This window comes from Microcoleus sp. S13_B4, from assembly GCF_036700885.1.
Lineage (GTDB): Bacteria > Cyanobacteriota > Cyanobacteriia > Cyanobacteriales > Microcoleaceae > Microcoleus.
The window spans coordinates 1-12,280 of sequence record NZ_JAUBPU010000022.1 but is presented as its reverse complement, the minus strand read 5'-3'; the positions used below and the strand labels follow the sequence as shown (position 1 = coordinate 12,280).

The 12,280-nt window shown below is 44.5% G+C and carries 9 protein-coding genes; 5 read left to right on the top strand and 4 right to left on the bottom strand.

Annotation, left to right across the window (positions count from 1 at the left end):
- Positions 1-45 precede the first annotated feature (45 nt).
- The 4 genes from QT994_RS14155 to QT994_RS14140 all read left to right on the top strand — a co-directional run bounded on the left by QT994_RS14155 (position 46) and on the right by QT994_RS14140 (position 2,032).
- Entirely contained in the window at positions 46-942 is an 897-nt protein-coding gene (locus QT994_RS14155; RefSeq protein WP_333175527.1) for an Rpn family recombination-promoting nuclease/putative transposase, read from the top strand.
- Between the two features lie 45 nt (positions 943-987).
- Positions 988-1,125 (top strand): hypothetical protein, encoded by a 138-nt coding sequence (locus QT994_RS14150; RefSeq protein WP_333175524.1) that lies wholly within the window; start codon positions 988-990, stop codon positions 1,123-1,125.
- Between the two features lie 36 nt (positions 1,126-1,161).
- On the top strand, positions 1,162-1,641 hold the full coding sequence (locus tag QT994_RS14145; protein ID WP_333175521.1) for a J domain-containing protein: 480 nt from the start codon (positions 1,162-1,164) through the stop codon (positions 1,639-1,641).
- Positions 1,642-1,759: 118 nt separating this feature from the next.
- Positions 1,760-2,032: a DUF3143 domain-containing protein gene (locus tag QT994_RS14140; RefSeq protein ID WP_333175518.1), complete on the top strand. Its 273-nt coding sequence runs from the start codon at positions 1,760-1,762 to the stop codon at positions 2,030-2,032.
- 351 nt (positions 2,033-2,383) lie between these two features.
- Here QT994_RS14140 and QT994_RS14135 read toward each other — a convergent pair whose 3' ends face one another.
- From QT994_RS14135 to lysA, 3 genes are all read right to left on the bottom strand, one after another.
- Entirely contained in the window at positions 2,384-3,130 is a 747-nt protein-coding gene (locus tag QT994_RS14135; protein WP_333175516.1) for an isoprenyl transferase, read from the bottom strand.
- A 20-nt stretch (positions 3,131-3,150) separates the two neighbouring features.
- A complete protein-coding gene (cdaA, locus tag QT994_RS14130) occupies positions 3,151-4,044 on the bottom strand; it encodes a diadenylate cyclase CdaA (RefSeq protein WP_333175513.1) in 894 nt (297 codons plus the stop codon).
- A 208-nt stretch (positions 4,045-4,252) separates the two neighbouring features.
- Complete coding sequence (gene lysA / locus QT994_RS14125; protein ID WP_333175510.1) at positions 4,253-5,686, bottom strand: diaminopimelate decarboxylase; 1,434 nt, start codon at positions 5,684-5,686, stop codon at positions 4,253-4,255.
- A gap of 155 nt (positions 5,687-5,841) precedes the next feature.
- On the opposite strand from lysA, the gene rimI reads away from it, so the two are divergent.
- A complete protein-coding gene (gene rimI, locus QT994_RS14120) occupies positions 5,842-6,483 on the top strand; it encodes a ribosomal protein S18-alanine N-acetyltransferase (protein ID WP_333175507.1) in 642 nt (213 codons plus the stop codon).
- 97 nt (positions 6,484-6,580) lie between these two features.
- Here the strand turns inward: rimI and QT994_RS14115 are convergent, their stop codons facing one another.
- The gene (locus tag QT994_RS14115; protein WP_333175504.1) at positions 6,581-11,851 is read right to left on the bottom strand and encodes an AAA family ATPase; all 5,271 of its coding nucleotides are present in this window, start codon (positions 11,849-11,851) and stop codon (positions 6,581-6,583) included.
- Positions 11,852-12,280 lie beyond the last annotated feature (429 nt).

Genomic DNA, 12,280 nt, shown 5'->3' with positions numbered 1-12,280 from the left:
GCTTCCTCACCAAACTAATAGTCGAAAAGCACCCATTTGACAACCATGATATTTATCAACCCAAAAACCGATTACGCCTTCAAAAAAATCTTCGGTTCCTCAGAAAGCAAAGATATTCTAATTAGCTTTCTCAACGCCTTAATTTATGAAGGCAAGCCCACCATCCAAGACTTAGAAATTATCAACCCCAATCTACCACCCAAACTTGAAGGATTAAAAGATACTTATCTGGACGTGAAAGCCAAACTCAGCGACGGCACTTTAGTAATTATTGAAATGCAAGTGCTCAACGTCCAGTCTTTTGGCAAGCGAGTTTTGTACAATGCAGCAAAGACTTATGCTTTTCAGTTGGAAGCAGCACAAGGATATCGATTGCTGAAGCCAGTGATTGCCTTGACAATTACTGATTTTGAAATGTTTCCTAACAGCGAAGAATGGATTTCGAGATTTGTGTTCAAAGAAGTAAAGAAAAACTTTACTTATCCCGAAAACGATCTAGATTTAGTGTTTGTAGAGTTGCCAAAGTTTATCAAAGGACAGGAGGAACTTGAAAGTTTAGCAGATAAATGGATTTATTTCATGAAAAATGCCAGAAGTCTGACATCAGTTCCCGAAACAATGGATAGCATACCAGAAATACATGAAGCTTTTAATATTGCGAATCAAGCCAAGTTAAGCCGGGAAGAAGTGGAAGATTTAGACAGAAGAGAACAGTTTATTTATGACCAACAAGGAGCAATTATTAAGGCGGTTCAGGAAGGCATAGAACAAGGCATAGAACAAGGCATAGAACAAGGCATAGAACAAGGCATAGAACAAGGCAAGCGAGAAGAGAAGTTGGCGATCGCCCGACAATTACTTTCACAGCTAGATAATGCCACGATCAGCCAAGTTACCGGGCTTAGCGTTGAAGATGTCCAAAATTTGCGGGGCGATTCATAGTTTAAAGGAATTAGGCACAGGGAGTAGACCTAGACATAGTGGTCAGTGGCATCACAAATCGATGAAGCTGACGGCATCAATATCTTGGTGCTGAGTTTGATGTTAGTTGCCGCCGGTTATCGCACGCGAAAACCCCTCGACATAGCAGACAGTGGCGCTACCCTCAACTCTGGGCTAAAATAATCAAAAACTATTCACAACAAGCCCAGAGGCGCTTAGGTGACTCCTAACGAGGGAACGGCAAACAGCAAAAGTCAGAAAATACCCGCCCAAACCCCCTTGGGTTCTAGTTACTACGGCTTGTTAGGGCTGCATCCTTCAGCCTCAGCGATCGAAATTCGGCGATCGTACCGGGAACTGAGCAAACTCTACCATCCCGATACCACCGAGCTGCCGCCCTCCGTCGCCACCGCCAAATTTCAGCAGCTCAACAACGCCTACGCCACCCTCAGCAACCCAGAACGTCGCCTCGCCTACGACCTCAAAATAGGCTATTCTCGCATGAACGTGATTGGGCCGCCCCCTGGCTTCAATACTCCGGTTTCGGGCTCTGGCAAAAAAATTTCCAACTCCGCTTACCTAGACCCTACGGATAGACCTCTTTCCCCCGGAGAAATGTTCGCCCTGTTGATCATGGGAGCTAGCTTAATTGGATGTTTGGTAGTGGCGATCGCGATCGGCTTAATTCGCGGCAATTAAAGCCTCAAATCCCAAATCTCCAATCCTCAATCGGAAATCCTCAATCGGAAATCCTCAATCGGAAATCCTCAATCGGAAATCCCCAATCTAAAATCCAAAATCTAAAATCTAAAATCCCATGACTCTTCCTTCCGCTGACACTCCTTTGTACAACCATCCACTCCCGGAAATCGAGCACTGGCTCAAAAGCCGCGGCTGCCAGCAAGATCAGCGAGAACTTCACTGCTGGCAGATCGAGCAACTTACATGGAAAGCAGAACTCTCCCTCGACATCGACCAACTCACCATCCGCTACATCAATGCCGGAAACGACGGCCAAGACATTCAGCGAGCATTCAAATACTCGCTTTCACGTCAGGACATTGAAGCTGCCGTTTTCTCCGGCCCCTAATTTGATGTGAGATGTGAGTGAAATTGGTATTAATAGTAATCCTCGTATCATTTCTGAATTTCTTACTCCCTCCCCTTAGCAAGGGGAGGGTTGGGGTGGGGTAAAAAATTTACAACTTCTGCAAGGATTGCTATAGATTTTAGATGGGGAATCCAGATAAGAATCCGGAGCATCAAGCGTGCAAGCATTTACATGAGAGTGCCAACGGGACACTTGCTGTATTGTGCTGTGCGGAATGCTCGCAGGTCGTAAAAACGTTTTTTACTTTCATGGAGATGCTCCCTCACAATCGATACCTACTTGGAAACTGAAAAATCAACCAAAAAATCTAAAATCCCCAATCCAAAATCGTTACACTTTGCCAAATCGACGGTTACGTTGCTGATAAGTAGACAAAGCGCGGTGAAACTCCGATCGATCAAAATCCGGCCACAGCGTCTCAGTAATGTAAATTTCCGAATAAGCCATTTGCCATAGTAGAAAATTGCTCAACCGCATTTCCCCGCTCGTCCGGATCAGCAAATCCGGGTCACAAATATCAGCAGTATACAAATAGCGTTTAAATAAAACCTCATCAATCTCCTCCGGCTGCAACTTGCCCTCTTTCACCTGAGTGGCGATCGCCCGACAAGCTTGTACAATCTCCTGACGCCCCCCGTAATTCGTCGCCACCGTAAACAAAATCCCCTGATTATGCTGAGTGGCCGTCACAGAACGCTCGATTTCCGCCTGCAAAGACTTCGGCAAAGCCTGCAAATTCCCCATAAATTGAATTTGCACGTCCTCGTCCACCATCTCCCGCAATTCTTGCCGCAACTTTCCCTCAAACAAACTCATTAAAAAATCCACCTCCCCGGCCGGCCGCCCCCAATTCTCTGTCGAAAAAGCATAGGCAGTTAAAGCTGGAATCCCCCAATCTTTGCAGCACCGTAGCAGTTCCTTCAGAGTGCTAGCTCCTCGGCGGTGTCCCGCAATCCGCGGCAACCCCTTATTCTTAGCCCAGCGCCCATTCCCGTCCATAATCACTGCTATGTGCTTAGGCAGTAGTTCTTGTTGCAGATCCTCCGGCAACTTTTCCAAGCAAATTCCTTGACTCATGGTTTCTCCCGATTACCCGACTAACGGCGCAGTATCCGTTTTAACAGCGTCACTCCCTTCAATCCTATCTGGCGTCCGAGATTGCCGATCGGAATTGGAGCCACAACTCTTTCTCCCTCCGACGGAAACAGCTTGGCTTCCAGCAATTCCTTAAGTTTGCTGCTAGTCAAAGGTCGATTTAACATTCCCATCTGCGCTAAAGAAATAGAACCCGTTTCCTCGGACACCACCACGCACACGCAAACTTGCACCCGTTCTGTAATCCCCATCGCCGCCCGGTGGCGGGTTCCCAACTGCCGCGACGCGCTGCGATCGGACAAAGGCAAAATAACCCCCGCCGACACGATTCGCGAACCTCGAATCAAAACAGCTCCGTCATGCAGCAAAGTTTGCGGCTGAAAGATTGTCTGCAACAATTCTTTAGAAACTTCAGCATTTAGCTTTAGTCCGGGCACCGAAAAATCTCGATCGTCGATCGGAGAATCTGTTTCTATAATTAGTAAAGCGCCCGTGCGGTTTTGCGAAAGTTCTTTTACTGCATCCACAATTTCATCTATTACGCTGTCCGGTTCGGGAGTTGGTCGGCGATCGCGTCCAAACAATTGCCGAAATTCCCCCCGACCCAATTGTTCCAGAAATCGGCGGAACTCCGACTGCAATATTACCGCCATTGCCACAGCCGAACCAGTCACCAAGCTGTTGAGGGCAACGTGCAACAGCCTCAATCCAGCCCAGTTGCTCAGCGCCGCCGCCAGCATCAAAATAATAAATCCCCGTACCATCCACAGCGTTCTGCGCTCGCCAACAATGACGAGCACCAAATACGCAAGGGCAAAAACCAGTCCAATATCTATCCCTTGAATCAATAAGGACTGAACGAGGCTAAAGTCATAGCCAGATTGTTGATTGTTCATGGTTCATCGAACGCTACCGCCTGTGAACCGCGAACCGTGATGCACTCGAACCCATGAACCATGAACAGTTGTTATAAGGAATATGCTGAAAATCCCCGTGTTTTTAGACCGGGGAGTGTCAATCTAATCGCGTGACTGAACAAGGCAAAAGTTAAAAGTGAAAAGGCAATCATCACTAAGTAAACATGGATTGTCTTTCTTTTAACTTTTAACTTTTAACTTTTAACTTTTGAGCTCCGAGTCGTTCAGGAAGGCGGTCAAGCCTCAGCAAATCCTGGTAAGTTTCCCGCTGTATAATCGTGTTAACTTCCCCATTTCTCACTAAAACCGCGGCCGGTCGGGGCACTCGGTTGTAGTTAGAAGCCATGCTGTAATTGTATGCCCCTGTAGCCGGAACGGCGAGGATATCTCCGGCCCGACACTCTGGCAATTTGGCATCTTTAATCAGAACATCGCCTGATTCGCAGTGTTTCCCAGCAATTGTCACTGTTTCCGTTAAGGGAGCAGACATTTGGCCGGCTGCGAGGACTCGATAAACTGATTGATAGGTAATAGGACGCGGATTGTCCGACATCCCGCCATCGACAGCTAGATACGTCCGCATTTCCGGAATGACTTTTTTAGAGCCAACGGTGTAAGCTGTAACGCAAGCTGTACCCACGAGCGATCGACCAGGTTCGCAAAGCAATTTAGGCAAGGGCAATTGCTGCCGCTCGCAAGCTGCTACCACTGCCTTGCAAATCGTACGAGCCCAATCTTCAATGCTAGGAGGATCGTCCGCTTCAGTATAGCGAATGCCCAACCCACCGCCAATATTAATTTCTGTTGCTGGCAGACCATAACTCTGTGCTTTTGTCAAGGTCTGAATTATGACTTCAGCTAAATCGTCATGGGGTTGCAGTTCAAAAATCTGAGAGCCGATGTGAGCGTGCACTCCCACGCAAAATAACGACGGCTGTTGGCTGATGAAAGTAAATACTCGATCGAGCGAGTTGGGATCAAAGCCAAATTTACTATCGATTTGACCCGTCTGAATGTACTCGTGGGTGTGGCACTCAATTCCCGGAGTAAACCGCACCATAACTCGTGTCGGCCCACCTGTGAGGCTGCTGACACCCAATTCTCCCAACTCTGCTAGAGTCTCTAAATCCCGCCAATTGTCGGCTACGGTAATGCAGCCGCTTTCCACAGCTAGCTGGAGTTCCTCGCGGGACTTGTTGTTACCGTGGAAGTAGATTTTGTCGGGGCCCACGCCGGCTTGCAGTGCAGTGTGGATTTCCCCGGCGGATACGACATCTATGCCTAAACCTTCCGAAGCTGCGATCGCGCAAACTGCCAAACAACTCCAAGCTTTAGAAGCATAGAGCACTTGAGATTCGCCCGGATAGTAACGCCTAAAAGCATCCCGGTACTGGGTACAAGCCGCCCGTAGCGTTTCTTCGTCTAAAATGTACAACGGCGAGCCAAATTGCTCCACCAAAGCTGTCACCTCGCAGCCTCCGATTTCCAACCGATCGCTGCTGTTAACACTGGCTGTCAGCGGTAACAGTTCTTGATTGGGCGATCGATTTTGCAGGACTTGTTGAGACTCAGACAGATACTTAAGTCCCGATTCGACCCCGAAAGATTGAGTTGATACCATCGCGCAATAACTATCCTAGGTTATTAGTCAGCAGTCATTAATCAGCAGTCAGCAGTCGGCAGTCATTAATCAGCAGTCAGCAGTCGGCAGTAGACTAATGTCTGGAGACTTGTGAGTCATGACTCAAAACTAGCAACAAACAGCTAATCGCTACTGTGTTTTCCAGTGTACAATTTACAGCCGTGCGTTTTCTACAAATTAAACATCTCGCCGCAGAACACCTCCAAAGTGCAGTCGAACTCGATCGCTTATGTTTTGGCGGACTTTGGACTTTAGAAGGCTATGGGCGCGAGTTAGGCAGTCCTAACAGCGATTTACTAGGTTTGTGGGCATCGGAAACCGAGGTCGGCAAATCAGCTCAAAACCTTGCGGTCACGGGAGCACCGCCCCTACAGATTCCCCCAACCCTGGTAGGTTTGGGTTGCCTGTGGGCAATTTTAGAAGAAGCTCATATTACAATTTTGGCAATTCATCCTCGCTTTCAAGGTCAGGGTTTAGGACAAGCTCTGCTTTGGGCTTTACTAAAAAAGGCTCACTATAGACCATTAGAACGGGCTACTTTAGAAGTGCGGGAATTTAATTTAGCCGCAGTTTCTCTTTACCAAAAATTTGGTTTTAAAGAGGCCGGACGGCGGAAACGATACTACGAAGATACCGGAGAAGATGCTCTGGTAATGTGGCGCAGCGGCATAGAAAAACCAGAATTTCAGCAATATTTGGCGGTTGAAAAAGTGCAAATTTGCGATCGGCTGCATCAGAAAAACTGGCATTTGGCGATCGATACTTTTGAGTTTTGAGTTGTAGGGACGAGAAAGCGATACACTGATATGCTATGTTAATCGGTGGTATATTGTTCAAATGTTTCGGAAGGGGAGAGTAAACCCGGAATTGAGATTACTTCTGTTTGATTACTACCAAAGTAATGTCATCAAATACTTTTTGTTCCCCGATGTATCGTCGCAGGTCGTCAACTACAGCTTGCTTGATTTCGGCTGCTGAGTGTCCCCTATTAATAGCAATAACTTCAATTAATCTCTCGATACCGTATTGCGCCTTCTCCATATTAAAAGCTTCAGTAATTCCATCTGTGTAGAGTACGACAACATCCCTGGAATTTAACTGTATTTCAGTAGTAGCAATGAAATCGGCAATATTGGCTTCCAAGGCGATCGGAAAGCCTAAATCCATAGTATCAATTCGCTCTACTTCGCCGCTGCAACGCACGAGAATCATCTCTTCGTGCTGTCCGCTCAGACGCAGGGTATTGTCTTGATATTCCAGCAAACAAAGGCTCATGTTTTTACCAGAATTCATGCGCTCTACGTTGTCAAAAAGCGTTTGGTTCACTGTCTGCAATAATTTAATTTGATCGGTTTCGCGGTGCGCCAACAAAGTGCGAATTGCTGTTTGCACCATAATCATTAAAACGCCACTTTCTAAACCGTGTCCAGTTACATCACCAATGCCAATGGTGACTTTGCCATCCTGTTGCAACACGTCGTAGTAGTCACCGCCAACTTCATCAGCCGGTTCCATAAATCCAGCAATTTCTAATCCTTCAACTGCCTCTAATTCTGACTGGTTGGGTAAAATCATCTGTTGCAGTTGCTTGGTGACATCCAACTCAGCACCCATCCTAATATTTTCAGCTTTAAGTTTTTGATTGAGATCGATAATTTCTGCATTAGCTTGAGCCAGTTGGACTGTACGTTCTTTTACTTTATCTTCTAAGGTACGATAAAGTAGGGCATTTTCAATAGAAACAGCGGATTGAGAAGATAGAACTTTAGCGATTTCTAAACGGTTTTGCGTAAAGGCTCCTGAAACGAGATTATTTTCTAAGTATAACAGGCCAATCAGTTTACCCTGGTTGACGATCGCAGCACATAAGATAGACTTTGGTTGGTACTTGACGATGTAAGGATCGGTAATAAATCTCCCTTCGTTACTGGCATCATTTAAAACAATATTTTCCTTGGTTCTGGCAACATAATTGACCAAAGTTAGGGGCAAATTATCGCTGCTTTCTACTGGCAAAGATTGCAATACTTCTACTCGCTTATCAAGCTCTACTTTAGCTTCAATCTTTAATATATTGTTGTTTGATAACATCAGGAATCCTTTTTGTGCGCCAGCATTGGCGAGGGCTAGCTCCATCAATTTTTCCAACAATTTATCCAAAATTATTTCGCTGGAAATTGCCTGGGCAGCTTTCAATACTGTGTCTAAATCTAGTAGTTGTATGGTTCTGATACTCGATGAGGTGGCGGTTGTCTGAATACTGATATTTTCGTTTCCACTTCGAGTAAATAATTCAGGATATCTGGATTCCAAATCTGTTACTTTTGCTTGAGCACCCCAGCAAATATAGCCGTAGTGAGCATCATTCAGGTAGGTGCGAGCTACTTTTTCTCGTCCCATCCCCAAATAAAATTCTGCTGCTAATTCGTTGGCGATCGCTTCATTATTAATGTATCCTGATTCTCTGGCAGATTGAATCGCGCGATCGTAATACTCCATCGCTTTGAGCGGTTCCCCCAAGACTCGCGCTTTTTCGGCTTCTACTAATTCGTATTTATGACGATAATTCGCTGGAGCATGGAATGCCCATTTCTCCATTTTTTGCTGATTTTCTATGACGATATCGATCGTTTGTGCTTGCTCAGATGTTTCCAAATCCGGATATCGAGCTAACAATGCCAGAGAATAGTAAAAATTGCGATCGCTGTAGATCATTGTAGTCACGACGGGTTCTGCATATTGGGTTGCTAAGGCAGCATTTTCTACAGAAAGGACAAAATCTTTAAATAAATAGTAAAGCATCGCTTTGCCAAAATAGAAGGAAAACAGCGATTGAATATTATTAACTTTTAGCAATCTCGGCAGCAGTTTTTCTTCATCAAAGCTACTGCCTGTAAACTGACATGGCTCTGACGAATCTCCCCTTAAATTTAAGGCAATCTGTTTCCATATGCGGACGTAATAGAGAGGAAACTCTTGTTCAAGCCTAGCAATTAATTCAATATATTGATCTTGCTTTTCTATTACATATTCCAGTTTATTTCCACTTAAAAATAAATGTAAACAACTATACATGGTTGCATAACAAGTATAGTCTAAATCTCCTGTTTCCAGTCCGCTTTGAATGGCTTGTTGTGTCAGGTCGAAAGTTTCTCGAATCGCCTGATTCCAAGGCAGAATACAAGTGCTAAATAGATGGTAAACTTTACATTTAAATTCTTGAGCATCAAATTTATCCAACAAACTCATTGCCAGTTTACCAAATTCATATCCAGCCTTTATGTCTCCCATTGCTCCAGACAGAATCAGGCCATAAAGACCATAGGGATAAATTGCCAAGGCAGAATTCCCATACTCCCTAGAAATTGCCATCATAGTCGTGATAATTGGCAGGACTAGGGAAGGTTCGGCAATAAAAGCTGGTGAGATGATGGTATTTAACAGCCGCATTGCCTCGATTTTATAGGGATCGGTCATCTGTGGCAGGTGTTTCAAAGTCTCGATCGAGACTTGTTGCGGTATTTGTTGCTCTACAGAGATTCCTAACCTTGCCAAACCTTGAATCCCAGTTTCTAATGCCAATTTCATTTCGTTTTTAGACAGATACAACTTAATTTTTAAGTCGTACAGCCGGGTTGCTTCTAAAACCGTTTTTACTTGTTGTAGCGCTGTCTGGGCAAGCATTGCAGACCGCTCGAAATTGGCATTTAAATATTCGCCCCTCACTGCAGATACATAAAGATTAAAAGTTAAGTCGTATTGACAGTCCCAGCTATCAGATGACAGCAGTTCTAACCCAGCAGTTAAATACCTTACAGCAGGTTCGTAAGCAGTTGCAGCTTTGGCTTTGCGGCCGGCGATCAGATTGAGTTGTGCGAGTTCGTCTCTTGCCGATTGCTCCTCTATTAACTCAGCACCGATGTTCAATTGGTTGACAATATCGAAGATTTTTTCGCCTCTTTCTTCTGGTGCGGTATTCTGCAATAGCAGTTGACCGACTTTCAAATGTACTGCTTTTTTCTGCGCGTTGGGGATGAGAGTATAAGCAGCTTGTTGAACGCGATCGTGTAAAAATTTGTAGAAGATTGACTTGGTATTGCCTGTGGGTGTTGTTTCCGAGGCGTTGGCGAGCATGGGTAACAGATAATCATCGCTCAAGGGAAGAATTAGACCTTCCTGAAGTGCATCCCATAACTGGTTCGCTATCACCGTTGGAGATTTTTCACTTACGACTGAAAGAACTTCTAGATCGAATTGGTTGCCAATACAAGCGGCTAATTTTATTGCCTGCTGCGTTGTTTCGGCAAGTTTTTGAATTTTGCTTGTCATTAAATCGACTACATTATCCGTAATGACGATCGCTTGCAGTTGCTCGACATCCCACTGCCATTTTCCTTGCCGCAGGTCAAATGATATCAAACCATCTCGATATAATGATTCCAGCAACTGGGTTAAGAAGAAAGGATTACCGCCAGTTTTTTCCAGCAGTAGTTCAGCTAAAGATTGGGTGCGATCGCTGGACTCGTTGAAAGTTTCGGCAATTAATTGGTTGATGTGCTCGATGTTCAAAGGTTGGAGCGCGATTGCCTCAATTGTTGCCCTATTTTTTTTAATTTCCTCCAATGTTTCCATCAACGGATGAGTCGGACTTACATCATTATCTCGATAAGCACCTATTAATAGTAAATATCGGTTATCCAACTCTGCCATCAGCAGTTTAATTAACTTCAAAGATGCCGCATCTGCCCACTGTAAATCGTCCACAAATAAAACCAGAGGATGTGTCTTCCTGGTAAAAACGTTAACAAATTGTTGAAATACCAAGTTAAAGCGGTTTTGAGTTTCTGCTGGTTCTAGTTCGGGTAGGCCAGCTTGATGGCCTATAATCAGTTCGACTTCTGGAATGACATCGACGATCGCCTGACCGTTAGTACCAACCGCCTCTAAAATTTTTTCTTGCCAAATTTCGATTTTTTCTGAGCTTTCCGTCAGCAGTTGTCGCACTAATTCCTGGAATGATTGAATCAAAGCAGCGTAGGGAATATTCCGCTTAAACTGGTCAAATTTGCCCGATATAAAATATCCTCGCGCTTCAAATATGGGTTTTTGGACTTCATTAATTAGAGATGATTTGCCAATCCCTGAATATCCAGAAACGATAACAAATTCGCTTCTAGAATAGCTGATAACCCGTTCAAATGCTGCCAGTAATGCGGCTGCTTCTGCTTCACGCCCGTAGAGCTTTTGAGGAATTTGTAGCTGAACCGAAACATCTTGTCTGCCCAGAGGAAACGCTGAAATCTTACCTTGACTTCGCAGCATTTCCTGACAGGTTTCTAAATCTGCTTTTAAGCCCAAGGCGCTTTTGTATCGATCTTCTGCGGTTTTAGCCAGCAACTTCATCACAATATCGGAAACTGCTGGCGGGATGAAAATTGAATTTTCACTTTTGACTTTTTTTGGGGGGACGGGTTGTTTGGCAATATGACTGTGAACTAATTCCATGGGGTCTTCGCTTTCAAATGGCAACCGTCCAGTCAGCATTTGATAAAATGTAACCCCTAACGAATAAAAGTCAGTACGATAGTCGATCGAGCGATTCATCCGCCCCGTTTGTTCCGGAGAAATGTAAGCGAGAGTCCCTTCAGCTAAATTGGAATTGCTAATATTTTGCGTTTGCTTGGAAAGCTTTGAAGCAATGCCAAAATCTGCTATTTTAATAATATCTTTTTCTAAAGAAACAATAATATTTTGAGGTTTGATATCTTTGTGAATAATATGATTTTGATGCAACTCTCCTAGAGTTTCTGACAGGCGAATGGCAATGGAAAGGAAAGTAATTAAATCGATGGGATTGCTGGCGATCGCGCTGGACAAAGATTGACCGCCAAAATCTTCCATAACCAGAACGTATGTATTCTGCTGGATTTCTAAACTCTCTGGTTTGACAATTCCCTCAAGCTGCAAATTTTTGACAATCTCGTATTCGTGCTTGAATTTGGCAATTTCGGCGGGTGTTGGATATTCAAGATTCAAAATTTTTAGAATAACTTGTTGTTCTGGAGGTTTGATTCCTCGAACAACAACACTTGTTTCACCCGTGTAAATAGTTTCGATAATTTTGTATCCTGAAATGACGAACATTATGAGGTTTCTCCTAGTTGGTATTGAGATATCCGGTGTTGGAAAATCCTGGTCTTTTGACACAGGGTTTTCGGGCACTGTTCGATAACAGGTGGCAGATTTAAGAGAAGTGCGGATACACTTCATTTTCAAACATCTGCTCAATTTGAGGATTCTTCTTAGCTTTGACTAAAAATTCGTAGTCCTGACGCACATCTACATTGTAACTAGCTGTCCTAGTAGCAATTTTGGGCAACCAGGTCGCGTGAGTTGTAAATCCAAATTCAAGGCAGGGATGGTTAAGCTTGCATACAGGCCCTTGGGCGAGGTTTTCTGGTAAGGATTCAGGTCTGAAGAATGGGAATGAGCTCAGGCATAGCCAAGTCACAAGAATGGGCAGAAATAGCCTCACGGAAAAAAGTCATTACTGAACGAGCTTGAAAACGACAG

Coding starts and splice junctions, on each gene's coding strand:
- QT994_RS14155 (WP_333175527.1), top strand. CDS start 46: ATGATATTTATCAACCCAAAAACCGATTACGCCTTCAAAAAAATCTTC.
- QT994_RS14140 (WP_333175518.1), top strand. CDS start 1,760: ATGACTCTTCCTTCCGCTGACACTCCTTTGTACAACCATCCACTCCCG.
- QT994_RS14135 (WP_333175516.1), bottom strand. CDS start 3,130: ATGAGTCAAGGAATTTGCTTGGAAAAGTTGCCGGAGGATCTGCAACAA.
- cdaA (WP_333175513.1), bottom strand. CDS start 4,044: ATGAACAATCAACAATCTGGCTATGACTTTAGCCTCGTTCAGTCCTTA.
- lysA (WP_333175510.1), bottom strand. CDS start 5,686: ATGGTATCAACTCAATCTTTCGGGGTCGAATCGGGACTTAAGTATCTG.
- QT994_RS14115 (WP_333175504.1), bottom strand. CDS start 11,851: ATGTTCGTCATTTCAGGATACAAAATTATCGAAACTATTTACACGGGT.